Below are 25,355 nucleotides of genomic sequence, written 5' to 3'. Positions count from 1 at the left end.
TTCTATGACAGCAACAATACCTTTTGACCCTATTGCTTGGGCCCACAAGAATCAAGCAAGACGTAATGAGAATGAGCACATGGCTGCTCCTTCTCCAGTGAATAACCCTCAGACGACCTCCTCGGAAGGGAAGATCCGCGACCTCGTCAGTGCCATCACCTCCCATGGCGCCGGTTTCTCCGACGACTATGGCGACTGGCTGAAGGTCGGCTTCGCCCTCGCCGGGGAACTCGGGGAGCGTGGCCGTATCTACTTCCATCAGCTCAGCCGCCTGAGCAGTAAGTACAACGTGCGGGAATGCAACAAGAAGTACGACAACTGCCTCCGCACTGTCCATACCGATGGCCACGGCGTGAACATCAGCACCCTCTACTGGATGGCGAAGCAGGCCGGTGTCGACCTCAAGGCCTTTGCGAAAGAACATCTGCAGAGTCAGTCGGATCATGGAGTTTGTGCCAGTTGTGCCATTGTGCCAAGTGCCAAAAGTATGGGAAAAGAGGTAAAAACCCCTATTTTACGTACTTTTGATGGTGAAATGCCACTTGGCACAATGGCACAACTGGCACAAACTGCCGACAAGGCGCATAATGGCTTCACTTTCTCCGACAAGTTGAAGGTGGAAGATCTTGATCATATCCTTCGGACGATCTACGACTTGCATCATGACAACGTCGCCAAATGTGATGCGATGATATTGGGAGCCCTCAATGTCTGTAGTGGCTTGATGGGAGGCGCCAATTTCGTGGGTGATGAGCGCAGCGGCGTCTATGGTCTCTACGATGGCCGCCGTGTCTACGCCCCTCTGTTCAACATCATCTATTCCGGGGCCGGTAACGAGAAGGGTAATCTTGTTTTCGACAAGCAGTTGGCGGCTCCCGTCAAGGACGAGATGCGGCGGAAGTATGCGGCGGAGAAGGAAGCGTATGATACCGCGATGGCTGCTTGGGAGGCTAAGGGAAAAAAGGAGCGGGGTGAGGCGCCTGAGAAGCCTCTTTACCGCGATCCCTTCGTGCCGGGCAACAGTACGTCCTCGGCGGTCTACCGTGCCTTAAAGGCCAACGGAGGGTGGGGCCTGATGTATGAGACGGAGGCTGACACCGTGTCGAGTATGCTCGACAGTGATTATGGCAACTATTCCGATCTCATGCGAAAGGCCCATCATCATGAGCCGCTGTCGATGACACGTGTCACTGATGATATTCATATTGACATTGATGAGCCCCGACTGAGCATCTTGCTCACCTGTACGCCCGGACAGTTGCCGGCCCTCTTCCCTTCATTTGAGAATGGCCTGGGATCCCGCTTCCTCTTCTATTATATGCCCGATGACCATGTGGCCTTCCACAATGTCTTCGCGGTGAAGGACCGATCACTGGATGATGTCTATAAAGAGTTGGGCGATTACTTCGCGCCACTCTACCACGCTTTGCAGCAGCGTGCCGGCCATCCCGTTCAGTTTCTGATGAGTGACAGCCAACAGCAGATGTTCCTCGATACCTATCAGGAAGTGCTGGAAGAGCAGTTCGGCATGTTGGGGAAGGGCATCCGTGCCTTCGTGTTCCGTCTGGCCCTGGAGAACTTCCGCTATGCCATGATCCTTACCCTGCTCCGCCGCCTGACCGAGTGGCAGGAGTCGTTCAATCCCTCTGACCCTTCTGATCTCTTTCCCGAAGAGGAGAATGCCATCGTCTGTGATGACCGTGACTTCCGGATGGCCATGACGATTGTCGGCTGTCTCATCAATCATACCGCTCGGGTATACACCGTGATGGCTAAGGAGGATGACAATCCTTTTGCCTTAAAGGGACTGAAACCCTCAGCGGAAGATCTGAAACTTTATAATGCGCTTCCAGAGGGTGAGTTTCGGACAGGCGACCTCGTAAAGATTTCCAAGAAACTTAGTTTCTCGGAACGCACGGCGAAACGCATTCTAAGTAACCTAACTTTTAAGTACGAAGTCCTCAATCGATTGCATCGTGGCTTGTATTACAAGCCTGTGACTAAACGTTCGTAATGATCCTCCGATTGACTAAATGCCGTGGCCGCCTTGTGCGGCCACGTATCATTCTATTCGTATAATCGTATCTCTTATATTCAGATTATAAAATAATATAGACGTAGATTATTATAAATGATAGGTAATATTTATATTCTATATTATATCTATTTAATAAGAACATAATATATCATCTTTAAAATATAAATACTTATCTATGAGTAATGTTGTCTTTATGTATTAAGATAATATACTATATATTTGCATTTATGTGTCTGTTATTATGTAATATTATATAGTAGTTATTACATAATACTTTATTATTAATAATGAATCATCCATAAATAGATAAATTGATATTATGTTAATATTGTATTATAATTCATATGATAGTATTATAATAAATAATATCTTATTATATTTATAATCTATTACATAAATATGAAAACAAGATATTAATATTTCTGATTACATCATCGTCTGAAAATATGATACGATGTTAATACAATATGATATAATTACATCTGATAAATAATATATAATCATTTAATATAATAATGACATAATATGTATTATAATTATATTTATCTTTATATGATTGAATGATGGTATTAATTTATGTATGTGATTCATATAAATATAATTACTATATGATGGAACAGAAAGTAATTCTATCATATAGTAATACAAAATTTATAAACCTCTTGATTTCCAAATGGTTTCCTTGGCAGCGTTGATCTCCTGGAATTTCTTCTCTGCTGCCTTGCGGATATCCTCACCGAGCGTTGCCACGCGGTCGGGGTGGTTCTGAAGGGCCAGTTTGCGATAGGCCTTACGGACCTCTTCGTCGGTAGCGTCGGGACTGACGCCGAGCACTTTATAGGCGGCTTCCAGGTTGGAGGAAGCGTCGCTAAGATTGAGCATACCTTCTACATCCCGGGCGGTCAGTCCCATGTTTGTGGCCATAAATTTCAGTGTTTCTACCTCTTCCGGAGTGACGATACCATCCGCTTTCGCGATGTCCGCGAGGTAATTGAGCAGTTGCAGGCGTTGTTCGAAAGGCATCACGGAGGCGATCTGATGACAGCTGTCGAGGATCACCTGCCGATATTCATTCGGCGCCGTCTCATCTTGTTTCTTAAACAGTTTCAGAAGAATTTCGTTACCTTGCAGGACGGCTTCCTCGCCGAAATTGCGGCGAAGGAATTGTCGGATATATTCCATCTCCGAATGCATCACTTTCCGGTCTGCCTTGACGATATAAGCGGAGAGGACGAGGAGGGAGAAGAGAAAACTGTTGCGCTGTTCCTCAGCGGAATAGCCACGGGAGGAGCGGTTGACGTAGTCGTATCCCGTCTGTTGCGTGTTACCGGGGGTGTTGACGGCGTCCATACCTTCATCAAAAAGGGTACCGAGGACGAATCCTGCCAGGGCACCGAGCGGTCCGCCTGTGATGAAGCCCAAAGCGCCGCCGATCCATTTTCCAAATGCCATAGAAATATTTATTTAATGTTCTGATAATCAGGTACTTCCTTTAAGAATATGTAGCTGTGGTGAGCATAGTCCATCTTACAGACGATGGTCTGCAGGCCATTGCTGACGACGAGATAATCGACGTGCAGGAGCATGTTGTAGACCGTAATCTGGTCAAAGACACGCTGTGTCAGGGCGATATGCGGGGCTTTATACTCGATGATCATGCGAGGTTTGAGATCCCTGTCGTAGAGGATACTGTCTGCGCGGAGGCTCTTGGATCCTACGTGGAGCTGTATCTCGTTGGCTAATAACGAGTTAGGATATCCGCGATGTTCTACGAGATAGTGTGTGAAGTGCTGTCGTACCCATTCTTCGGGCGTCAGCGCCACATATTTCCGCCTCAGGAAGTCCCAGATGAGGGGGTGATCCTTCGTTCCACCGATTTTTATTGCGTATGGAGGTAGGTTTAATCGAATCATTTTTGTATTTTTGCAGTGACATTGCAAAATTACTAAAAAAAATGGTGGCAGAAAAGAAAACGGGCGTAACTTTCGCCCAGGTGATGAAAGATCTGCAGAAGGGGTCTTTTGCACCTATATATATATTAAGTGGTGATGAGTCTTATTTCATTGACCGTATCACCGACTATATCCTGACCCATGCCCTCCCGGAGGATCAGCGTGACTTCAACCAGACGGTTGTCTTCGGCGCTGATGTCACGGGCGGACAGGTCGCTGATCTGGCACGGCGCTATCCGATGATGGCCGAGCGTCAGGTCGTCATCGTCAAGGAGAGTCAGGCCATGAAGTCCGGACTGGCCTATCTGGAGAAATATTTCGAGAAACCGTCGCCGTCGACAGTCCTCGTGTGCTGTCACAAGAATGGCGCCATCGACAAGCGCAAGCGGATGTATACCCTGGCACAGAAGAATGGGGCCGTCCTCTTCGAGAGTAAGAAACTCTATGACCGGGAGCTGCCGGGATTCATCGAGACCTATCTCAAGGGGAAGGGGGCGACGATCGAGCCGAAGGCTGCCCAGATGATGGCCGACCATGTGGGCTCTGATCTCAGTCGGCTCGTCTCCGAGTTGGATAAGATCCTGATCTCTCTCTCTGAGGACAACCGACGGGTGACGCCGGAGATCGTGGAGCGGGAGGTTGGCGTGAGTAAGGAATTCAATGCCTTCGAACTCCGGTCCGCCATCGTTAACCGGGATGTCTTCAAGGCTAACCAAATAGTAAAATATTTTGACAAAAATCCAAAAGCGGGTGGATTGTTCCGTCTCCTCCCGCTACTCTTCTCTTTCTTCGAAACACTCATGATCGCCTACTATGCGCCCGATAAGAATAACGACAGTGAGCTGGCGCGTTTCCTCGATCTTCGCTCTTCCTGGGCTGCCAAGGAATACAAAATCGGTATGCGCAACTATACGGGCGTGAAGGTCATGCAGATCATCCGGAAGATCCGTGAGGTGGATGCCAAGAGTAAGGGTATCAATAATCCGAGTACGGATGCCAATGAACTGATGCAGGAGTTGATCTTCTTTATCCTTCATTGACCCCGGTGGAATTCCGCCACAGCGGCAGGAGGGGAAGAAGAGTGGGGGAGTGGTCCCGGAGCGGGCTGCTCCCCCTTCTTGTCTTTACGGAGTAGTGTTGGGAGCTCTTTCGAAAATCTCCGCCTGGAGGCATCAAAGAGGAGGAGAAACGGCCTTTTTGAGTAGGTAGCGGGGTGGGAGAGGGCATTGAAAAAGAGTTGTTTTCGAGGTAATAGCGGTCGAAAACGATTGAAAAAGGGCCTTTTTGGCGCTAGATTGAACTTTCTCAATTCAGCCTTTTTAATACCTAAGTAGCTATCAATCAGAGCTTCAGCGCATTTTATCTTTCTCAATACGGCCGAATTTCCAAGCTTTCGGCCGTCTGATGGAGAATTCGCCCAAAATGACAATTTTTCCCTTTTTCAACCCCTGGAAAATTTAGCTTAACATAAAATAACAAGTCATTTTCCGGGTATACAAATATAAATTTCATGAAGATAAACGGCGTTTTTACTTTTGAAAATAAAAATACATAAAACTAAAAAATAAATGAATCAATATAATTTTATAAACAGAAAAATAAATTCTTTACTTTACGAAAGTGAATACATAATTATGCAAATGGGAGTGTATGACATAAAATGCTAAAAATCAAAATATTATAGATTTCTTCTCCATCATCTTTCATGGATTCCGTCGGTTTCTGACGAAAAAAGTGCATAAGTGCTCAGGATATCCATAAAATGGGAGATCTAGACTTCAAAAACTCAAAATGTTCTTCTAATTGATTGAAGTTTAGGTTAATACGATCTTTGAAATTGAAATTTATAAATTTAAAAATGTAGTATAGAAAACCCATTTTTCTCTATTTTGATTTACGGATATAAATTTCTAAATTTAAAATTTAAAATTTAAAATTCTTCTTTATATATTTGTATAGTTCAATTTTTTGTTTTACCTTTGTAAACTGAAACAGTGACGTACGATTTAAGGCTAAAAAGTCGACGTGAGACTGTCTGTTAAAAAAACGACGACTAAAAGACACGACAATGAAGGAACGCATCCGTCAGCTGATGGAGAGTCAGCATATGAACAATACTCTTTTTGCCAATGCCACGGGCATCAATCCGGCGACGTTGACGAATATTTTCAAGGGTCGTACCAATCCGACCCTGAATCATGTCGAGGCAATCAAGAAGCGATTCCCGAATATCAATATCGACTGGTTGATGTTCGGCAATGGACCGATGTTTCTGGAAGAGACATCGGCTCAGTCCGCTGCCGCTTCGTCTGCGGGAGAGGATCAGGCAGATGTGACAGGCGGTAGTGTTACGGTATCGGCTGTCGAGGGTTCTGTTTCGCCGGTAGGTTCCGTCACGGATACCGCCGTCCCCTCCCCTGCTTCCGCTACCCTCTGTCAGGAGGAGAAATTGAACCGGAATATCGAAAAGCTTTTGGTAAAGAATATTGACAAACCACAACGGAAAATTTCAGAAATCCGCATCTTCTATGATGATAACACATGGGAGAGTTTTGTGCCTAAGAAGTAAGTCTTTGAAATATTTTTTGTAACTTTGCACCATATCCATTAATCAGGTGTAAAGATGAAAAAGTATATCCTTGATCTCCGCGTCGCTTCAGTGGATCATGTGTCACCGAAACATGTGCTGCTGAAGCTCACGCAGGACGCTCCACTGCCCGAGACACATCCCGGACAGTTTGTAGAGGTCCGTGTGGACCATTCCCCGACGACCTTCCTTCGTCGTCCTATCTCCATCAATTTTGTTGACCGTAAGCGTAACGAACTCTGGCTCCTGGTTGCTGCCATCGGTGACGGCACGAAGGCATTGGCACGGTTGAAGGCGGGAGACACGCTCAACTGTGTATTCCCCCTGGGCAATGGTTTCACCCTTCCCGAAGAATCCGGAAAGAAGACATTGCTCATCGGCGGTGGCGTCGGTGTGGCCCCTCTTTATGACCTCGGTTGTCGGATCAAGGCCAATGGCGGCGAACCGACGTTCCTGCTCGGCGCACGCAGTGCCCGTGACCTCCTGGAGCTCGATCTCTTCGATCAGGTAGGCCGGGTCTTCGTGACGACAGAGGATGCCAGTGTCGGCGAGAAAGGCTTCGTCACCCAGCATTCCATTCTTCAGCAGGAATATTTTGACTACATTTATACCTGTGGTCCTAAGCCGATGATGATGTCTGTGGCCCGTTATGCGCGTGAGAAAAATATACCTTGTGAGGCCTCTTTAGAGAACATGATGGCCTGCGGTGTCGGTGCCTGTCTCTGTTGTGTAGAGAAGACCATCAAGGGAAATGAGCGTGTCTGCCAGGATGGTCCGGTGTTCTCCATTGACCAGTTATTGTGGAAATAAATGAATCAATTATGGCTAATTTAAGTGTAAAAATCAATACATTAAAGTTCAAGAATCCGGTGATGACGGCTTCCGGGACATTCGGTTACGGAAAGGAGTTTGAGGACTTTGTAGACCTCAGTCGTCTGGGCGGAATCATTGTCAAGGGAACGACCTTAGAGCCTCGTCAGGGGAATGATTATCCGCGTATGGCGGAGACGCCACAGGGCATGCTCAACTGTGTAGGATTGCAGAATAAGGGTGTGGACTATTTCGTGCAAAAAATATATCCATTCATTGCGGGTTACGACACAAATATTCTCGTTAATGTGAGCGGAAATTCCCCGGAGAACTATGCGAGATGTGCAGAGAAATTAAAAGATTTGGAACATATTCCGGCCATAGAACTGAACATTTCCTGTCCGAATGTGAAGGATGGCGGCATGGCTTTCGGCACTTCTTGTACATCGGCAGCAGCCGTTGTGAAGGCCGTCAGAGCGGTATATCCTAAACCCATTATTGTGAAACTCTCGCCCAATGTGACGGACATCACGGAGATCGCCCGGGCCTGTGAGGCAGAGGGTGCTGACAGTGTCTCCCTGATCAATACGTTGATGGGCATGGCTGTGGATATCGAGAAGCGTCGGCCGCTGTTGAGTATCCGCACGGGTGGACTCAGTGGGCCTGCCGTGAAGCCCGTGGCGCTCCGTATGGTCTATGATGTGGCCCATGCCGTGAAGATTCCTGTTGTCGGACTGGGCGGTATTATGAATGAGCGCGATGCCCTGGAGTTTATGATGTGTGGAGCTACGGCCATCGAGATTGGTACAGCTAATTTCATTGATCCGCAGGTCACCGTGAAGGTCATTGACGGGATGAACCAGTGGCTTGATGATCATGGCGTGAAGGATGTCAATGAGATCATTGGGTGCATAGATTAGGGGCTATAGCTCGCAATAGATAAAAAGAAAGGTGGCCGCTTTTTGCGACCACCTTTTTTTATAGCATCATGTCTAGGAGGACCATGGCGGCCATATCCTCGACGATGGGAACGGCGCGGGGGAGAACACAGGGATCATGACGGCCACGGGCCTGGAAGGTCACGGCCTCGCCGGCCTTGTTGATGGTCTGCTGGTCCCGGAGGATCGTTGCCACGGGTTTGAAGGCCACGCGGAAATAGATATCCTGTCCGTTGCTGATACCCCCTTGGATGCCACCGCTGTGATTCGTCAGGGTGGCAGCTGCCGGCGTGCCTCCCGTACAGATACGGGGGGCGTCGGGGCCCTCGGGGTACTTACTGATATCCGCGGCGGGGATGAAGACATCATTCTGCAGACTGCCGCAGGAGTTCACGCCGTCGAAGCCCTCACCATATTCAAACCCTTTGACGGCATTGATGCTGAGCATGGCAGCCCCGAGGCGCGCATGGAGCTTGTCGAACTCGGGATCACCGATACCGGCGGGACAGCCTTGGATGACGCAGGTGATGATGCCGCCGACGGTGTCACCGGCTTTCTTCACCTTCAGGATGAGATCGGCCATCTCCCGGGCTTTCCTGGGATCAGGACAGCGCACATCATTGTCCTCGATCTTACTCAGGTCATATTTCCGGTAGTCTCTCTCGAGGGCGATGGGGCCCACCTGTGATGTATAAGCCCGGATGGAGATCCCCTTCGGTTGCAGGGCCAGTTTGGCCAGAGCGCCACCGACGCAGCGTGCCAGTGTGATACGTGCCGAGGAGCGTCCGCCACCACGGTGGTCACGGATGCCATACTTATTATAATAGGTGTAATCGGCATGGGAGGGCCGGAAGAGGTCCCGCAGGTTGTCGTAGTCGTTGGAGTGCTGGTTGGTGTTGCGTACCTCAAAGGCGATAGGAGTACCGGTTGACTTCCCCTCGAAGATGCCACTGAGGAACTCCACCTGGTCGGCTTCTTTCCGGGAGGTCGTCAGCCGGCTCTGTCCGGGGCGGCGGCGTGAGAGTTCGTGTTGGATGAAGTCGAGGTCAATGGGTATACCGGCGGGATAGCCGTCGACGATGCCGCCGACAGCCACGCCGTGGCTCTCACCGAAGGTTGTCAGCGTGAATTTTTTTCCGAAAGTATTGCTCATAGCTATAGGGATGAATATTATAGGATCCTTGCGCTTGCAAAGCGCAAGCACGGAACGGCAGGCCATGGGAGGCGGAGCGGAACATGATAAATCATGTCCCTACTCGCCGCAGTGGCAGCCGCCGTCCTTGCAGCCGCCGTCGTTGCCGCAGCTGCCGTCGCAGTTGCCGCAGCCGCCGTCTTTGCCGTGGTGGCAGTGGTGATGGAGGCTGTCGTTGAAGGCCTGGATATCCTCCTCGGTAGCCGGGCGGTTTACAAGGACCTTTCCCTCGAAGGAGAGGTCACGGCCGGCGAGGGGATGGTTGAGGTCCATGCGGACGACCTTCTCCCCGATAGCGACGACCTGTGCGAGGAAGCGGTTGCCGTCGGCATTCTCCAGGGGCAGTGTGGCGCCGAGTTGCACATGATCACTGTCGAATTTCCCGTCGATAGTGAAGATGCTCTTGTCGAGGTCGATGACGCGCTCGTCAAGATGTTCACCGAAGGCCGAGGCAGCGGGGAGCGTGAAGCGGAACTCCTCTCCGGCCTCAAGGTCGGCTATTTTCTGTTCGAAGGCTTCAAGGGCGATGCCCATCTCCGTGATGAAGACAAAGGGCTTGCCGTCCTGGGTCTCTTCCAGGAGGTCGTGACGCCCTGGTGTGGCGTCATAGAGCTTGTAGGATGCTTGGATATATCTTTTCATAAAATGGATCTTGTGGCGGGGGACATTTATAGGATGATCCCTCCTGCCGGTGGATACTGTCTGCAAAGGTAATGCTTTTCGGTCGGAAAACAAAGGAAAAGGCATGTTTTTTCCTGTAACAGTTTTGAAATGTAAGCAGTCAACTTTGATTTATGTCAAGAATATCGCTGTTTTCGCAAACAATCTTACAAAATATTTGGAGGCTATGAAAAAAGTTCCTACCTTTGCAATGTCAAAAGACAAGAAGGAGGTCTTTTAGGAGATTGATTCAAGTTTGACGACACACACGGCCATCAGGCCTATTTAGGATAATGTTTAACAAAGGTCCCATTCAGGAATAACATAACAAGGGGCCGTAAAAGAAAGGTAAAAAGATTATGAAGAAGATGATTTTATTGGCAGTCGCCATGCTGGGCATGACCACCGCAACATTCGCAGCAGATGAGAACGCAAGTGCTACCGCAGCCACTGCAGCTTACAACATGAACGTGAACATGAACGCGCTGAGCAACGCACTGGCACTGAACGGTGATCAGGCTGACGCTGTAGAGAGTGTCCACAAGAACTTCACGGCAGAGATGATGAATGCTGCTGTTGCTCCTGCTACCGAGCGCAAGGCCATCGTCGACAAGGCTGTAGAGAAGGATCTGAAGTACATGCACTCCATCCTCTCTGAGAAGCAGTACAAGAAGTACCTCATGCTGCTGAACGCTACCATGGTTAACCGTGGTCTGAACAAGTAAATACGTGAGACCTGCGGGTCTCAATCTCCAATAAAAAATCTGCATCCGTCCATTGAGGATTGATGCAGATTTTTTTTTTATTTGACGCGGAACCAATCGGCGTCGAGCCAGCCGCGGTTGCCTTTCTGAGCGTTCCACTCACTGACATATCCCATTTTAGCACCGATCCATTTTCCTTTGACCATCGTGAAGGGGGCACCGGCGAAATGGTAGGTCTTCCCGTCGAGGCTATAGGCCATCTGACATTTGCCGTCTTTGACTTTCATCTGGAGGTAAAGGTCGAGGTAGATGGCGGGCTGATAGGGCAGTGGGTCTTTCGCCGTTGGTTTTACGGTAGTCAGCGGAGTGACCGTCTCCGTATTTCCGCGGTCAGCCTTGGTACAGTTGTGGAGTTCGATAGAGAACTGATCCCCCACTCGTTTAGCCACGAGAGCCTGATAATCCATACCCATCATGACGATGCCACTATACTGTCCTTCGGCCTTGGCGGCGACGCGTACCTTTGTTGTAGCCGTGAATGTCGGTGCCGGGAGTTTCTGAAGCAGTAGGTTGGGCACATCCCACAGACTCTTATAGTCAGTCGGCTCATAATAGTTGTACAGTCGTAACGTTCCGTTGGCTGTCGGCATACCGAAGCTCTGGTCGTAGTTGGCGTGCCACTGCCATTGCCGTCCCAGTTCCCCGGAGTTGAACTCGTCACTCTCCACGGGATTGACCTTTGTGGTTGAGCTGCTCTTGGGTTTCCGGAACGTAGCGTAGGGCTCCCCGCAATAGCCTTTGGCGGGCACACGACCCATGACGGGCCAGTTGTCCTTCCAGGTCACGGGTTGCAGCATGACGACGCGCCCGTAGGCGCCTTTATCGTTGAAATGGAGGAACCAGTCCTCTCCCTGGGCCGTATGAATCCATCCACCCTGGTGAGGTCCATTGATGCCACTCTTCCCTTCCGCCATCACTTTCGTAGCCTCGTAGGGACCCCATACGCTGCGGGAGCGCATAGCCAGTTGCCAACCCTGTTCCACGCCACCGGCGGGGCACATGATCCAGTACCATCCATTCCGTTTATAGAGTTTAGGACCTTCCGTGGTATGGTTGGCCTGTCCGCCGTCGAAGACGATGCGTGGGGCACTGATAGCCTGTGTGCCATCGGCGGAGAGCTCCCGCATGGAGAGGACGGAGTTGAAGCCGGATCGGCTGCCTGCCCATCCGTTGACGAGATAGCAGCGGCCGTCATCATCCCAGAGGGGACAGGTGTCGATCATTCCCTTTCCACTGATGACGCAGAGCGGTTTAGACCAAGGACCACGAGGATCTTTGGCTTTGACCATCATCACGCCGAAGTCGGGATCACCCCAGTAGATAAAGTATTCACCGTTGTGGTAGCGGATGGACGGGGCCCACACGCCTTTGCCGTGTTGCGGCTTGTCGAAGAAGTCTTTCGGTTCCTGCTCCTGAAGGGCATAGCCGATGATCTCCCAGTTGACGAGGTCTTTGGAGTGGAGGATGGGCAGTCCGGGGATACAGTTGAACGAACTGGCGGTGAGGTAGTAGTCATCACCGACGGCACAGACGTCGGGATCACTGTAGTCGGCATAGAGGACGGGGTTCTTGTACTGTCCGTTGCCGAGGTCGGGGTTCCACACCTGGGAGTGGTACTGTGCCATAGCAGCCAGGGGGAGGCAGCCGAAGAGGGCTGCGAGGAGGATTTGTTTTGTTTGCATGTTGGTTGGTTTTTAATATAGCTCGCAATAGATTTTGATCACTCGCGATAGAGGGGGGAGGGGCATTTGCGCCTCCTTGCGCTTGCAAAGCGCAAGTACCCGACGGCAGGCCCGGCAAAGCGCAAGCACGCAGGCCCGGCTTGGCGGAACTATGGCAGCCTCTCCTTGAGGGAGGGTTGTGGAGGGGCTTATGCCCCTACGGCAATAGCCAGGCGGCGGAGGTTGTCTTTCTCACCGACGACCCAGATGATGTCACCGGGATCGAAGCAGTGGTTGGGATCGATGAGTGTGAGATTCTCCTGTCCTTCCTCGCGTCCTACGACCATACAGTTGTACTCATCGCGGATTCCACTCTCGCGGAGTGTCTTTCCGATGAACGGACAATCCTTGGAGAGGACGAGCTGTTGCAGTTTCATCTCCCGTTTCTCTATCGTCGGGTCTTCAGCCACGAGTTCACTCTTGGCGGCCTTACTGAATTTCTGCAACTGTTCATCGTTGCCGATCACCTGCAACTGGTCACCGGGGAAGAGGATGGACTGGCCGTCGGGGATATTCAGTCGCTGTCGTCCACGGAGGATACTGCTCACATGGATCCCGAAGCGGTTACGCAGATGGAGGTCACGGAGGCTCTTCCCGGCCCATTCCGAGTCTTCAGGAATCATCACCTCACCGATATGGATATCACGGTCGAGGAGTTTCCCTTCATAGAGCGGCCGGCGGGTACCTTTCACCTGTTGTGCGATCTCCCGACTGTGGAGGTTCTCGATGAACCTTCGTTCCAGACTGATGCTCCGTTTCTTCAACCTTCTCGAGAGCATGATGATGACGATGATCGCCAGGGTGAAGGTCACGAGGAAGGCGTTGGCGAAGCGTGTGAGATAGTTGGCGATATAGAACACGAATGCCGACGCGATGGCGATGCGTGCCAGTACAGTGAACACCAGCGGCAGACGGTTGATGCGGTTCTCCGTCCACAGATGCTGGAATTCCTCGGAGTGGTTCTTCTTCATGATCATCGCCCTGAGGAAGGGAGAGATGATGAGCAGTGTCGCCACGCCGCAAACGAAGTTGCCCGTCCAGTGGTTTCCGGTCATCTGTACGGAGAGATGGCGGCAGAGCGGGAGGATGAAGGTGAACATCAAGAAGATGGCTGCTCCCGAGAGTATGCCATAGACGACGACATTCACCGTCATGGCCATCAGCAGGTCGTGCCACTCACTGTGGCTGACGGATCCTTCCGGAGTACCGATATGGATATGGTTCGACCGTCTGATCCATTTCTTGGGTAAGGCTGTCTCAAGCAGATGATAGCAAGGATCAGCTGCCTTCATCATATATGGTGTGAGGAAGGTCGTGATGACGGAGACGGCGACGACGACAGGGTAGAGGAATTTGCTGATCACGCCGAGGCTCAGACCCAGCGAGGCGATGATGAAGGCGAACTCACCGATCTGTGCCATGGAGAACCCACATCGCATGGCCGTCTTCAGATCCTGCCCGCTGAAGAGGAATCCCATGGTGCCAAACACCATCTGTCCCAGTAGGATCGCCGCCACGAGGGCGATGATCGGTCCGGCATAGCTGATGATGATCTGTGGGTCGACGAGCATACCGACGGAGACGAAGAAGATGGCACCGAAGAGGTTCTTCACCGGTTCCACCACCTTTTCTATCTTGTCGGCCTCCACCGTCTCAGCGAGGATACTACCCATGACGAAGGCTCCGAAGGCCGAGCTGAACCCCACCTTTGTGGAGATGACCGCCATGAGACAGCACAGACCGAGTGACACAATGACCATGGTCTCTGCCGTCATCAGTTTCCTCGTGACGCGGAAGAAGCTCGGCATGAGATAGATGCCGACGACGAACCACAGGATGAGGAAGAAGGCGATCTTCAGAATGCTTCCCACCATCTGGGTGCCGTCGGGACTGCTGCCTCCGGCGATGGCACTCAGCATGACCATCATGACGATGGCGAGGATATCCTCGAGGATGAGGACGCTCATGACGAGGGAGGCGAAGCGCTGCTGACTCAGTCCGAGGTCGTCGAAGGCCTTATAGATAATCGTCGTCGACGACATGGCGAGCATACCCCCGAGGAAGATGCAGTCCATGCGTCCCCATCCGAAGGCCTTGCCCACCGTCATCCCCAGTCCTGCCATACAGAAGATGATGGTCAGGGCGGCGATGACGGGAGCTATGCCCATCTTGACGATTTTCTTGAAAGAGAAATCCAATCCCAGTGAGAACAGCAGGAACATCACGCCGATGTCGGCCCATGTCTCGATATTCGCCTCATGGACCACCGACATCGTATACGGCATGTGAGGAGACACCAGGAAGCCGGCGACGATATAACCCAGCACAAGGGGCTGCCGCAGCTTCTTGAAGAGCAGGGTGACGATGCCTGCGACGATGAGGATGAGGCTGAGATCAGAAATCAGATCCATAGAGAAAAATGTTTAGTCGTTGAAGGCTTCCGTGAGTTCGCAGATCTTCACGACGGTCTTCATGGCCGCCTCCATGACGGGGATGGAGACGAACTCATAAGGGCCGTGGAAGTTGACGCCACCAGCGAAGATGTTCGGGCAGGGGAGACCACGGAACGACAGTTGAGCGCCGTCGGTACCACCGCGGATGGGCTGAACCTTCGGGGCGATACCCAGTTGTTCGAAGGCTTTGAGGACGATGTCGATGACATGGATGTTCGGATCGATCTTCTCCTTCATATTATAATACTGGTCCTTCATCTCTACGGTGCAGGTGCCCTCACCATATTTCTGGTTGAGTTTCTCCGCACATTCGAGGATGAAGTCCTTCCGGTCGTTGAACTTCTCCCGGTCGTGATCACGGATGATATAGCTCAGTGTGGCCTCCTCGCAACGGCTGTTGATGCCGAGGAGGTGGTAGAAGCCCTGATAGCCCTCCGTGGTCTCCGGGATATCCGTCTCGGGAATCATGTTGTTGAACTCGCAGGCCAGTCGGCTGGCATTGATCATCTTTCCCTTGGCATAACCGGTATGTACGCTGACGCCCTTGATATGGACCTTCGCTCCGGCGGCGTTGAAATTCTCATACTCCAGTTCACCGAGGTCACCGCCGTCCATGGTGTAGGCCCATTGGCATCCGAACTTCTTCACGTCGAAGTGGTGAGCGCCCATGCCGATCTCCTCGTCGGGGTTGAAGGCGACGCGGATATCGCCGTGCTTGATCTCGTCATGATCGCGGAGGTAGCACATAGCCTGTACGATCTCGGCGATGCCTGCCTTGTCGTCGGCGCCGAGGAGCGTCGTGCCGTCGGTGACGATGAGGTCCTCGCCCTTATGCGCCAGGAGTTCGGGGAATTTCTTCGGAGAGGAGATGATGCCCGGGGAGAGGACGATGTCGCCGCCGTCATAGTTCTTGACGATACGTGCCTTGACATCCTTTCCGCTGGCATCCGTGGAGGTATCATAATGAGAGATGAAGCCGATGGTCGGCGTCTCTTTCTTGCTGTTTCCGGGGAGGGTGGCATAGATATATCCCATGTCATCCATCTCGACATCCTCGAGCCCTTCATGCTCGAGTTCTTCTTTCAGATACTTGGCGAAGACGAGTTGTTTCGCCGTACTCGGCACACTGTCGGAATCTTCGCTCGACTGTGTGTCAAACTTTGTGTAGTTGATAAATCGTTCTGTCAGTTCCATATAGGATAAATGAATATTTTCCGCAAAGTTAATAAAAAAATCTCTCTTTCATTGTTTTTTTATCAATTTTTTTATACCTTTGTAGATAAGAAAAAGACAAAATAACGAATCTAAATACAATCTGTTATGCGACTGATCATTCAAAAAGACTATACAGCCCTGTCACAGTGGGCCGCCAATTATGTCATGGCGCGCATCCGTGATGCGTCGCCAACGGCTGACCATCCCTTTGTCCTCGGACTGCCGACGGGCTCGACGCCGATCGGCATGTATGACGCCCTCATTGCCGCCAACGGCCGTGGGGAGGTGAGCTTTCAACATGTGCTAACCTTTAATATGGATGAGTATGTCGGACTCCCCGAGGACCATCCGCAGAGTTACCATTCCTTTATGTTCGACCATTTCTTCTCCCATATTGATATCCCACGAGAGAATGTCCATTTCCTTAATGGCAATGCCACCCATCCCGAGGAGGAGTGCCGCCATTATGAGGCGTTGATCCGGAAGGCCGGAGGTGTGGACCTCTTCATCGGCGGCGTAGGGCAGGATGGTCATATCGCCTTCAACGAGCCCGGGTCGTCACTGGCCTCCCGTACGCGGAAGGTCAGTCTGACGGAGGATACGATCCTCGCCAACAGTCGTTTCTTCGGAGGCGACACGACACAGGTGCCCACAGAGGCACTGACGGTGGGTGTCGGGACGGTGATGGATGCCCGTGAGGTGATGATCCTCATCAATGGTCATCAGAAGGCGAAGGCCCTGGCTGCCGCTGTGGAGGGGCCGGTGACACAGATGCGGCCGGTCAGTGCCCTGCAGTTCCATCCCCGGAGTATCCTCGTCTGTGATGAGGCGGCGACGGACGAGCTGCATGTCGCCACCTATAAATATTATAAGGGAAGGGCATAAAGGCGACCTTGCGCTTGCAAAGCGCAAGCACGGAACGGCAGGCCCTATAAAAGACGAAAGAATATGACAATGGATCTTTATCAGTTAAGAGAGGCTGTTGTAAGTCTCTGTGAACGAAGCGGGAAGCCCATTTTGGACCTCTCGGAGGACGACTATCGGCAAGGTGGTTTTGGGGATCTTCTTGACGGTTATGGGTCGGCAGAGAAGATCAACCGGCTTGTTGAGGAAGATTTCCTGGGAATCATTGCGGAGAAGGCAGGGACACCTCCGGCGTTTCCCGTTCCTCAGCGTGTGCTGGTCTTCTCCCCCCATCCTGATGATGACGTCATCTCCATGGGCGGCACCCTCCGTCGGCTCGTCCGTGAGGGGCATGACGTCCATGTTGCCTATCAGACTTCAGGAGATATCGCTGTGGGAGACGAAGAGGTACGGCGTTATCTGTATTTCGTCAAGGGCGTCAACGACCTCTTCTGTGATGGCGCTGATGATGCGGTGAGCAAGTTGGTGAAATCCGTCTCGGCCTTTCTCGAAAAGAAGAAAGACGGGGAGGTTGATGATTTGGAGGTACAGGAACTCAAGGCGCTGATCCGTCGTGGTGAGGCCCGGTTGGCCTGTGACTATAACCATATCCCGAAGGATCATGTCCATTTTCTCAATCTGCCGTTCTATGAGAGTGGACGTATCGAGAAATATCCCGTCAGTGAGCGTGATGTGGCCCTTATCGCCAACCTATTGGCAGCTGTCCGTCCCCAGCAGATCTTTGTCGCTGGTGATTTTGCCGATCCTCATGACACCCATCGCAAGTGTACGGCTGCCGTCTTTTCCGCTTTGGATGAACTCAAGGCGAAGAAAGCAAAGACGCAGAGGCAGGAATGTTCCAAGGGTGCTGCCGGTGATTCTTTCGACTGGCTCGATCATTATAAGATATGGATGTATCGGGGTGCCTGGGCTGAATGGGACCTGGCTGATATCGACCTGGCGATACCGTTGACGGCCGGTGAACTGGCCGAGAAGCGTGAGGCGATTCTCAAGCATCACAGTCAGATGGAGAGTGCCCCCTTCCCCGGCAGTGACAGTCGTCTCTTCTGGCAGCGGGCCGAGGACCGTAACCGGGGTACGGCAGCACGCTTTGCTGCCCTCGGACTGCCGAAAGTTGAGGCGATGGAGGCGTTTAAAAGTAAAAAAGTAAAAAATTAAAAAAGTAAACGTTGGCAGGGATGTGCCAACGTTTACGTTATTGCGGAACATGATGAATCATGATCCCGCGTTTACTTTTTTACTTCTTTACTTTTTTACTTTTATGAGTTTCATTCCCTCTTCCACAGCCTGCATGTTCAGGGGGATCATGTTGTGATGGCGTTCGGGGAGCGCCTTATAGAGGGCTTTCTCCAGACCTTTCGTACTGACGACGGGACAGATTTTCAGCAGACCGCCGAGGACGATCATGTTGAAGACCTTCGCGTTCTTCATCTCTGCTGCCTTATCCATGGCGTCGAGGCGATATACCGTGATGTCCTGGCGTGTCGGCGGGTTCATGATGCCATAGCCGTCGTAGATGAGGGTACCGCCGGGCTTCACCTTACTCTCGAACTTGTCGAGAGACGGCTGGTTGAGGACGATGGCGATATCATATTTACTGAGGATCGGCGAGGAGATACGGTCGTCGGAGATGATGACCGTCACGTTGGCCGTACCACCGCGCTGCTCCGGTCCGTAGGCCGGCATCCATGTCACCTGTTTGTCCTCCATCAGTCCCGAGTAGGCGAGGATCTTTCCCATAGAGAGGACGCCCTGTCCACCGAAACCGGATATGATGATTTCCTTTTTCATAAGTTTGTCGTGTCTTTAAGATCCCCTTTGGGATACTGTTTGAACATGTGTTCCTCCATCCATTTGTTAGCCTCTACGGGAGAGAGTTTCCAGCCACTATTACAGGTAGAAACGATCTCTACGAGACTGGAGCCTAGGCCTTTCATACTGGCTTCGAAGGCCTTGCGGATGGCTTTCTTGGCCTGACGGATAGCGCCCACGGTCTCCACGCTCTGTCGCGTGACATAGCAGGTGCCCTGGAGATGGGCAGCCAGTTCGGTGATATTCAGAGGATAGCCATGGAGGTCAGCCTCACGGCCGTAAGGACAGGTAGACGTCTTCTGCCCCATGAGTGTCGTCGGAGCCATCTGTCCACCCGTCATGCCATAGATGGCATTATTGATGAAGATGATGGGGATATGCTCGCCGCGGTTCAAGGCATGGATCGTCTCACAGGTACCGATACAGGCCAGGTCGCCGTCACCCTGGTAGGTGAAGACGAGGCGGTCGGGCCAGAGGCGTTTGATGGCGGAGGCGAGGGCAGGGGCACGACCGTGGGCAGCCTCCTGCCAGTCGATATCGAGGTAACGGTAGGCGAAGACGGCACAGCCCACGGGGCAGATGCCGACGGTCTTCTCTTCCATGCCCATCTCGGCGATCACTTCGGCCACGAGCTTATGGACGACGCCATGAGAACAGCCAGGACAGTAATGCATAGGGGTGTCATTCATCAGCTCCGGTTTCTGATAGACCAGGTTCTCCGGAGCAATTATATCCTTGTTCATTTCTTGATCAGTTTAGTTTTCAGTGCGTTGACAATCTCCTCGGGATCAGGGACGATACCACCGAGGCGACCGAAATATTCCACGGGGACGCGGCCTTCGACAGCCAGACGGACGTCGTAGACCATCTGTCCGGCATTGATCTCCGCCACGAGGAATCCCTTGACGCGTCCGGCCATCTCACGGAGGGTCTTTGTCGGGAACGGCCATAGGGTGATGGGACGGAAGAGGCCGGCCTTGACACCCTGTTCGCGCAGCAGTTCCACACTCTTCTCGGCGATACGGGCAGCGGAGCCGAAACTGACGATGACATAGTCGGCATCGTCACACTGCTGCGTCTCATAGCGTACCTCTTTCTCCTTGATCTCCTGGTATTTAGCCTGCATCTGCAGGTTGCGGGCTTCCATGACCTCCGGTTTCAGTTCGAGGGAGGTGAGGATATTTGGTTTGCGGTCTTTCGTCCGTCCGATGGTTGCCCACGGACACTCCTTGCGGATCTCCTCCTCCGTGCGACGTGGCTTCATCGGTGGCAGGACGACACGCTCCATCATCTGTCCGATGACGCCGTCGCTGAGGATCATTGCCGGGTTACGGTAACGGAAAGCGAGGGTGAAGGCGAGGTCCACGAAGTCGGCCATCTCCTGGACGGAGGCCGGCGCGAGGACGATAACGTTATAGTCGCCGTTGCCGCCGCCGCGTGTGGCCTGGTTATAGTCGCTCTGACTCGGCTGGATCGTACCCAGTCCGGGACCGCCGCGCTGCACGTTGACGATGACGCCGGGAATCTCGGCACCGGCCATATAGGAGATACCCTCCTGCATGAGGGCCACACCGGGGGAGGAACTTGTCGTCACGACGCGCTTGCCGGCACCGGCACCGCCATAGACCATGTTGATGGCCGCCACCTCACTCTCGGCCTGGAGGACGACCATTCCTGTTGTCTCCCACGGTTTCAGCAGGGCCAGGGTCTCAATGATCTCACTCTGCGGCGTGATGGGATAGCCGAAGAAGCCATCGGCGCCACAGCGGATGAGGGCATGGGCGATGGCCTCATTGCCTTTCATCAGTGTCACTTCTTGATTCTCTTTTTCCATTGCTATGCGTTCCCTTCTATTTTTTTCTTATACACTGTGATGCATCCGTCGGGGCAAACGATGCCGCAGGATGCGCAACCGATACAGTCATCGGCACGGACGGCCTCCACGAAGGGGTATCCATGTCGGTTGACCTTTTTCTGTGAGAGGGCCAGCACGTCTTTCGGACAGGCCACGACACACAGCGAACAGCCCTTGCAGCGGTCGGTATCCACCACAACGGCGCCTTGAAATCTTGTTGACATATTTTATTTCGTAATAATGTTTATGAGGGTACAATCAGACGGGATGTCAGGGGTTGTAATAATCCTTACAATAGAAGTTGAGGATATCATCCAGCATCTGTTTGGCTTCCACGGCAGGACTGTCGGCATCGAGTGCGATGGCCTCCAGATAGCTGTTGATGGCCTGTTGGAAGTCGCCTTTCCGACGATAGTCATTGCCTTGTTGATAGTATTCGTATGAAGTCATTTCTTTTTATTTTCTGCAAAAGTAAGGACAAAAATAGGAAGTCACCCCATGTATGTCCCCGTTTTTTGTTAGAAAATCTTAACCGCCGTTAAATGGTGCACAACATTGGAATATTGTGCAAAAAATATCTTCCTTTTGACATTTTCCCTTGATAGTTAAATACACTTAACTACGTTCTTGCCGTTGATATTCAAACTTAAGTTAAACTTTATGTTATTTGCCATTGTCTTTTGTATTTTTTGACTACATTTGTAGCAACTAAAACGCTGAACATTATGAAGAAAATAAGAACATTTTGCCAAATCGTTATGACCATATCATTTTTCGGTTCATTCGCGACAGCACTAAGCGGAGATTACGTTTTTTGTGGTATCTGCCTGCTCTTGTTTGGCATCTCCTTGCTCGTTGTTCTGTTCTCTACCGATTGGGGAAGCGGGTGGTGGCTCTTTTAAGTCAAGCCGCGCTTTTCAGTTGAAGACTTTCTTTTATATATATGAAAAAACAAAGAAATAAAAAACATGAGGAGTACGATCCATAACATTGCAGCAGCAACCGCTTTCCTTTCCTTTTTGGGGATTATTGTAAGTGCTTTTGATAGTAGTAAGATATTTAACCTTTTAAGAAGTGAACCCGCTGGGATTCAAACCCAGGACCTTCAGAACCGGAATCTGACGCTCTATTCAGCTAAGCTACGGGTCCAATGATGTGACTTACGATTTGGCCGTGGAAAGCGGTTTTTCGTAAATCGAGTGCAAAGATACATCTTTTATTTTGAAAAGCCAAATTTTTTGGGGATTATTCCTAAGATATGTTTGTTTGTTATTCTGTCTTTTTTATGCTTGGGCCTGCAGATGCGGCTCCTTGCGCTTGCAAAGCGCAAGCACACAACGGCATGCCATTCCATAGGGCGGAACATGATCAATCATGTCCCTACGAAGGGGGCGGAACATGATCAATCATGTCCCTACAGGTTTTAAATTGATATTTCTGTTGACTTTTTGCAAAAATTCTTCCAAAAATACTTGCGATTTAATAATAAAGTTGTAACTTTGCAGCAGTTTTTGACAATAAAAGAAATAAAATACAGAACATGAGTCAGTTAATTAAGCCTGCAGGTTACAAGCCGCTGTTGGACATGCGCCAGACCGAGCAGGGTATCAAACAGATCAAGGATTTCTTTCAGCAGAACTTAGCCACAGAGCTTCGTCTGCGTCGTGTCACGGCTCCTCTCTTTGTGTTGAAGGGCTTAGGTATCAATGATGACCTGAATGGCGTGGAGCGTCCTGTGACGTTCCCCATCAAGGATCTCGGCGATGCACAGGCCGAGGTCGTTCATTCGTTGGCCAAATGGAAGCGTCTGACGCTTGCCGAGTATGAGATTCAGCCGGGGTATGGCATTTATACCGATATGAATGCCATCCGTGCCGACGAGGAGTTGGACAATCTCCATTCGCTCTATGTCGACCAGTGGGACTGGGAGGCTGTCATCACGCGAGAGGACCGTACGATCCATTTCCTCGAGGATGTCGTGCGCCGTATCTATGCTGCCATCCGTCGTACGGAGTATCTGGCTTGTGAGTTCTATCCGCAGTTGAAGCCGTTCTTGCCCGAGGAGATTCATTTCATCCATAGTCAGGATCTATTGGATATGTATCCCAATCTCACTCCCCATGAGCGTGAGGATGCCATCTGCAAGAAATATGGAGCCGTCTTCGTAGAGGGTATCGGAGGTAAACTCAGTGACGGAAAGAAGCATGACGGTCGTGCCCCGGACTATGATGACTGGTCAACGGTAGCCGAGAACGGCAAGGCCGGACTGAATGGTGATATTCTCATCTGGTACCCTGTCCTTGGCCGCAGCTTCGAACTCAGTAGTATGGGTATCCGTGTTGACAAGGAGAGTCTGCTCCGTCAGTTGAAGATTGAGGGAAAGGAAGAGCGTGAGAAACTCTATTTCCACCAGCAGCTCCTCAATGGCAAGTTGCCGTTGAGCATTGGTGGCGGTATCGGTCAGAGCCGTCTGTGCATGGTCATGCTCCACAAGGCCCATATCGGTGAGATCCAGGCCAGTATCTGGCCCGAGGACATGCGCAAAGCGTGCGAAGAGGCGGGCATGCCGCTGATCTAAGTCAGCTCAAGATCAAGAGCCTGACGTAAGCGTTCGATGGACGGGTTGTTTTTCCGCAGTTCATCGAACACATCTTTTCTGGAAAGAATTTTCTGGGCTTCCCCTGCCTCGGCGAGGCGGGTGGTAAGTTGAATACTGTTGTTGTGCAGCAGCTGGGCCAGTGTGGCACGGATGCTGCCGCGCAGTTTATTGACCTCATCGAGGAAGATCTGGTTGTCGACGACGAGTTCGGCGTTGGGATAGGTGGTGATCTGCGGCCGCATATTCTTCAGCCGTTGTGCCAGACCGATATATTGTTTCGGCATACGGTTGCACATGGCCACCCATTGGAGGTCGAGCTCTTCAGGCGTGAAGTCACGGTCTTTGTTCTCCTTGGCGGCAGCAGCCTCCGCTACCTTCTCTTGACGGAGATAGGACGGCTGGCGCGGATGGAGGATAGAGTCGAAGGAGACGCCGATGCCCTTTGGGTTGAAATGTGTCGTGGCATGAGGAGTAGCAGCCGTTGTCGCGGCTGCCTGCGCAGAAGCAGTGTGGGCTGCCGCCGTAGATCCGGCAGCAGCATTCACCGGCTGCGGTTTCGGGGCAGCTACCTGCGGGGCCGCCTTTGTCCGAACCTGTCGGAGATTTTTAAACAGGATTTTCAGTCTATAGGGCGAGCGCCCCGAGGCGGGGACATCCTTGTCCTCGGGTTGTGTGATCTGTGCCACTTCGATGAGGGTCAGTTCCACGAGCAGTCGTTTGTTACTGCTCTGTCGGTATTCCACATCACAGCGGTTCATGATCTGCAGGGCCTTATATAAAAAAGGTGTAGGCGCTTTCTGAGCCTGTTCCGTATAGCGCTTGCGCTGTTCGTCGCTCGTTTCGAGGAGACTCACGGTCTTCGGGTCTTTCGCCATAAGAACATTGCGCACATGGGCGGCGAGGCCGTTGATGAGATTTCCACCGTCGAAGCCCTTGGCCAGAAGGTTGTTGAGCAGTACCATCATGTCGGCAGCATCATTCTTCAGTGCCAGGTCTACGAGTTGGAAATAGTTATCCTCATCGAGGACGTTGAGGTCTTCGATGACTTTCTGATACGTGATATTCCCCTGACAGAAACTGGCGGCCTGGTCGAAGATGCTCAGGGCATCGCGCATGCCGCCGTCAGCCTTCTCCGCGATGACCGCCAGGGCCTGTTCCTCATACTGAATACCCTCTTTCTCTGCCACCATCTTCAGGTGTTTGATGGTGTTGGGCACCGTCATGCGCTCGAAGTCATAGATCTGACAACGGCTGAGGATCGTCGGCAGGATCTTGTGCTTCTCCGTTGTGGCGAGGATGAAGATCACGTGAGCAGGCGGTTCCTCCAAGGTCTTGAGGAAGGCGTTGAAGGCAGCCGTGGAGAGCATGTGGACCTCATCGATGATGAACACCTTATAGCGTCCCACCTGTGGCGGTATACGCGTTTGCTCCATGAGGGCCTTGATATTCTCCACGGAGTTGTTGGAGGCGGCGTCGAGCTCGAGGATATTCAGGGACCGTCCCTCGTTGAAAGTCTTACAGCTCTCACACTCGTTGCAGGCCTCGCCGTCGGCCGTGGGGTGCTCACAGTTGATCGCTTTGGCGAAGATGCGGGCACAGGTTGTCTTTCCCACCCCTCGCGGACCACAGAAGAGGTAGGCATGTGCCAGTTTCCCGCTCTTGACGGCATTCTTCAGTGTTGTCGTCAGGGCAGTCTGTCCGACGACGCTGTCGAAGGTCATCGGCCGGTATTTGCGTGCCGAAACAATATATTCTTTCATACGGATGAATTTGTTTTGCAAAAATAACTATAATTTTTGAAACGACAAAGAAAATAACGCCCTTGGTTGCGTTAT

General features: G+C 51.6%; 21 protein-coding genes, 1 tRNA gene and 1 pseudogene. 9 read left to right on the top strand and 14 right to left on the bottom strand.

What is annotated here, in order from left to right; all coding sequences use genetic code 11:
* Positions 1-4 precede the first annotated feature (4 nt).
* Positions 5-2,014 (top strand): DUF3987 domain-containing protein, encoded by a 2,010-nt coding sequence (locus tag G604_RS0100945; protein ID WP_196801074.1) that lies wholly within the window; start codon positions 5-7, stop codon positions 2,012-2,014.
* A gap of 675 nt (positions 2,015-2,689) precedes the next feature.
* Here G604_RS0100945 and G604_RS0100940 read toward each other — a convergent pair.
* Together G604_RS0100940 and G604_RS0100935 are read right to left on the bottom strand one after the other, a co-directional pair.
* Positions 2,690-3,490 carry a DnaJ domain-containing protein gene (locus tag G604_RS0100940; RefSeq protein ID WP_028908901.1) on the bottom strand — a complete coding sequence of 267 codons (801 nt, stop codon included), beginning with the start codon at positions 3,488-3,490 and terminating at the stop codon, positions 2,690-2,692.
* A gap of 8 nt (positions 3,491-3,498) precedes the next feature.
* Positions 3,499-3,951, bottom strand: coding sequence for a type I restriction enzyme HsdR N-terminal domain-containing protein (locus G604_RS0100935; protein ID WP_028908900.1), 453 nt, complete (start codon positions 3,949-3,951; stop codon positions 3,499-3,501).
* Between the two features lie 41 nt (positions 3,952-3,992).
* Between G604_RS0100935 and holA the strand changes: the two genes are divergently transcribed.
* The 4 genes from holA to G604_RS0100910 all read left to right on the top strand — a co-directional run bounded on the left by holA (position 3,993) and on the right by G604_RS0100910 (position 8,307).
* Positions 3,993-5,030 carry a DNA polymerase III subunit delta gene (gene holA / locus G604_RS0100930; protein ID WP_028908899.1) on the top strand — a complete coding sequence of 346 codons (1,038 nt, stop codon included), beginning with the start codon at positions 3,993-3,995 and terminating at the stop codon, positions 5,028-5,030.
* Positions 5,031-6,058: 1,028 nt separating this feature from the next.
* Positions 6,059-6,559 carry a helix-turn-helix domain-containing protein gene (locus G604_RS0100920; protein ID WP_028908897.1) on the top strand — a complete coding sequence of 167 codons (501 nt, stop codon included), beginning with the start codon at positions 6,059-6,061 and terminating at the stop codon, positions 6,557-6,559.
* 54 nt (positions 6,560-6,613) lie between these two features.
* Positions 6,614-7,387, top strand: coding sequence for a dihydroorotate dehydrogenase electron transfer subunit (locus tag G604_RS0100915; protein WP_028908896.1), 774 nt, complete (start codon positions 6,614-6,616; stop codon positions 7,385-7,387).
* 11 nt (positions 7,388-7,398) lie between these two features.
* The gene (locus G604_RS0100910; RefSeq protein WP_028908895.1) at positions 7,399-8,307 is read left to right on the top strand and encodes a dihydroorotate dehydrogenase; all 909 of its coding nucleotides are present in this window, start codon (positions 7,399-7,401) and stop codon (positions 8,305-8,307) included.
* Positions 8,308-8,365: 58 nt separating this feature from the next.
* On the opposite strand, the gene aroC is transcribed toward G604_RS0100910, so the two are convergent.
* Positions 8,366-9,478 (bottom strand): chorismate synthase, encoded by a 1,113-nt coding sequence (gene aroC, locus G604_RS0100905; protein WP_028908894.1) that lies wholly within the window; start codon positions 9,476-9,478, stop codon positions 8,366-8,368.
* 99 nt (positions 9,479-9,577) lie between these two features.
* On the bottom strand, positions 9,578-10,159 hold the full coding sequence (locus G604_RS0100900) for a peptidylprolyl isomerase (protein WP_028908893.1): 582 nt from the start codon (positions 10,157-10,159) through the stop codon (positions 9,578-9,580).
* A gap of 377 nt (positions 10,160-10,536) precedes the next feature.
* Between G604_RS0100900 and G604_RS0100890 the strand changes: the two genes are divergently transcribed.
* Entirely contained in the window at positions 10,537-10,902 is a 366-nt protein-coding gene (locus tag G604_RS0100890; protein WP_028908892.1) for a hypothetical protein, read from the top strand.
* A gap of 77 nt (positions 10,903-10,979) precedes the next feature.
* Here G604_RS0100890 and G604_RS0100885 read toward each other — a convergent pair whose 3' ends face one another.
* The 3 genes from G604_RS0100885 to pepT all read right to left on the bottom strand — a co-directional run bounded on the left by G604_RS0100885 (position 10,980) and on the right by pepT (position 16,309).
* Positions 10,980-12,623: a glycoside hydrolase 43 family protein gene (locus G604_RS0100885; RefSeq protein WP_028908891.1), complete on the bottom strand. Its 1,644-nt coding sequence runs from the start codon at positions 12,621-12,623 to the stop codon at positions 10,980-10,982.
* Positions 12,624-12,811: 188 nt separating this feature from the next.
* Positions 12,812-15,073, bottom strand: a complete 2,262-nt coding sequence (locus G604_RS0100880) for a cation:proton antiporter (protein ID WP_028908890.1) — start codon at positions 15,071-15,073, stop codon at positions 12,812-12,814.
* 12 nt (positions 15,074-15,085) lie between these two features.
* Positions 15,086-16,309, bottom strand: a complete 1,224-nt coding sequence (gene pepT / locus G604_RS0100875) for a peptidase T (RefSeq protein WP_028908889.1) — start codon at positions 16,307-16,309, stop codon at positions 15,086-15,088.
* A 126-nt stretch (positions 16,310-16,435) separates the two neighbouring features.
* Here pepT and nagB point away from each other — a divergent pair, with 126 nt between their 5' ends.
* A complete protein-coding gene (gene nagB / locus G604_RS0100870; protein ID WP_028908888.1) occupies positions 16,436-17,215 on the top strand; it encodes a glucosamine-6-phosphate deaminase in 780 nt (259 codons plus the stop codon).
* Between the two features lie 39 nt (positions 17,216-17,254).
* A pseudogene (locus G604_RS0100865) lies at positions 17,255-18,412 on the top strand (PIG-L family deacetylase); the annotation flags it as partial.
* A gap of 87 nt (positions 18,413-18,499) precedes the next feature.
* Here G604_RS0100865 and G604_RS0100860 read toward each other — a convergent pair.
* The 6 genes from G604_RS0100860 to G604_RS0100835 form a co-directional block, all read right to left on the bottom strand.
* Positions 18,500-19,045, bottom strand: coding sequence for a 2-oxoacid:acceptor oxidoreductase family protein (locus tag G604_RS0100860; protein WP_028908886.1), 546 nt, complete (start codon positions 19,043-19,045; stop codon positions 18,500-18,502).
* Positions 19,042-19,809 (bottom strand): thiamine pyrophosphate-dependent enzyme, encoded by a 768-nt coding sequence (locus G604_RS0100855; protein WP_028908885.1) that lies wholly within the window; start codon positions 19,807-19,809, stop codon positions 19,042-19,044. Before G604_RS0100855 ends, G604_RS0100860 begins: the two co-directional genes overlap by 4 nt.
* The gene (locus tag G604_RS0100850; protein WP_036904219.1) at positions 19,806-20,900 is read right to left on the bottom strand and encodes a 3-methyl-2-oxobutanoate dehydrogenase subunit VorB; all 1,095 of its coding nucleotides are present in this window, start codon (positions 20,898-20,900) and stop codon (positions 19,806-19,808) included. The genes G604_RS0100855 and G604_RS0100850 overlap by 4 nt, the downstream gene beginning before the upstream one ends.
* A gap of 2 nt (positions 20,901-20,902) precedes the next feature.
* Positions 20,903-21,145, bottom strand: a complete 243-nt coding sequence (locus G604_RS0100845) for a 4Fe-4S binding protein (RefSeq protein WP_028908883.1) — start codon at positions 21,143-21,145, stop codon at positions 20,903-20,905.
* A gap of 46 nt (positions 21,146-21,191) precedes the next feature.
* Complete coding sequence (locus tag G604_RS0100840) at positions 21,192-21,371, bottom strand: tetratricopeptide repeat protein (RefSeq protein ID WP_028908882.1); 180 nt, start codon at positions 21,369-21,371, stop codon at positions 21,192-21,194.
* Positions 21,372-21,996: 625 nt separating this feature from the next.
* A tRNA-Arg gene (locus G604_RS0100835) sits at positions 21,997-22,070 on the bottom strand.
* 391 nt (positions 22,071-22,461) lie between these two features.
* On the opposite strand from G604_RS0100835, the gene asnA reads away from it, so the two are divergent.
* Positions 22,462-23,499, top strand: coding sequence for an aspartate--ammonia ligase (gene asnA, locus G604_RS0100830; RefSeq protein ID WP_028908881.1), 1,038 nt, complete (start codon positions 22,462-22,464; stop codon positions 23,497-23,499).
* Here the strand turns inward: asnA and G604_RS0100825 are convergent.
* The gene (locus tag G604_RS0100825; RefSeq protein ID WP_028908880.1) at positions 23,496-25,280 is read right to left on the bottom strand and encodes a DNA polymerase III subunit gamma/tau; all 1,785 of its coding nucleotides are present in this window, start codon (positions 25,278-25,280) and stop codon (positions 23,496-23,498) included. The two genes, asnA and G604_RS0100825, sit on opposite strands and share 4 nt — an antisense overlap.
* Positions 25,281-25,355: the final 75 nt, after the last annotated feature.

This window comes from Prevotella sp. AGR2160, from assembly GCF_000424185.1.
GTDB lineage: Bacteria > Bacteroidota > Bacteroidia > Bacteroidales > Bacteroidaceae > Prevotella.
Note: the sequence above shows the minus strand (reverse complement) of the source record. Positions and strands in the feature narration are given on the sequence as shown.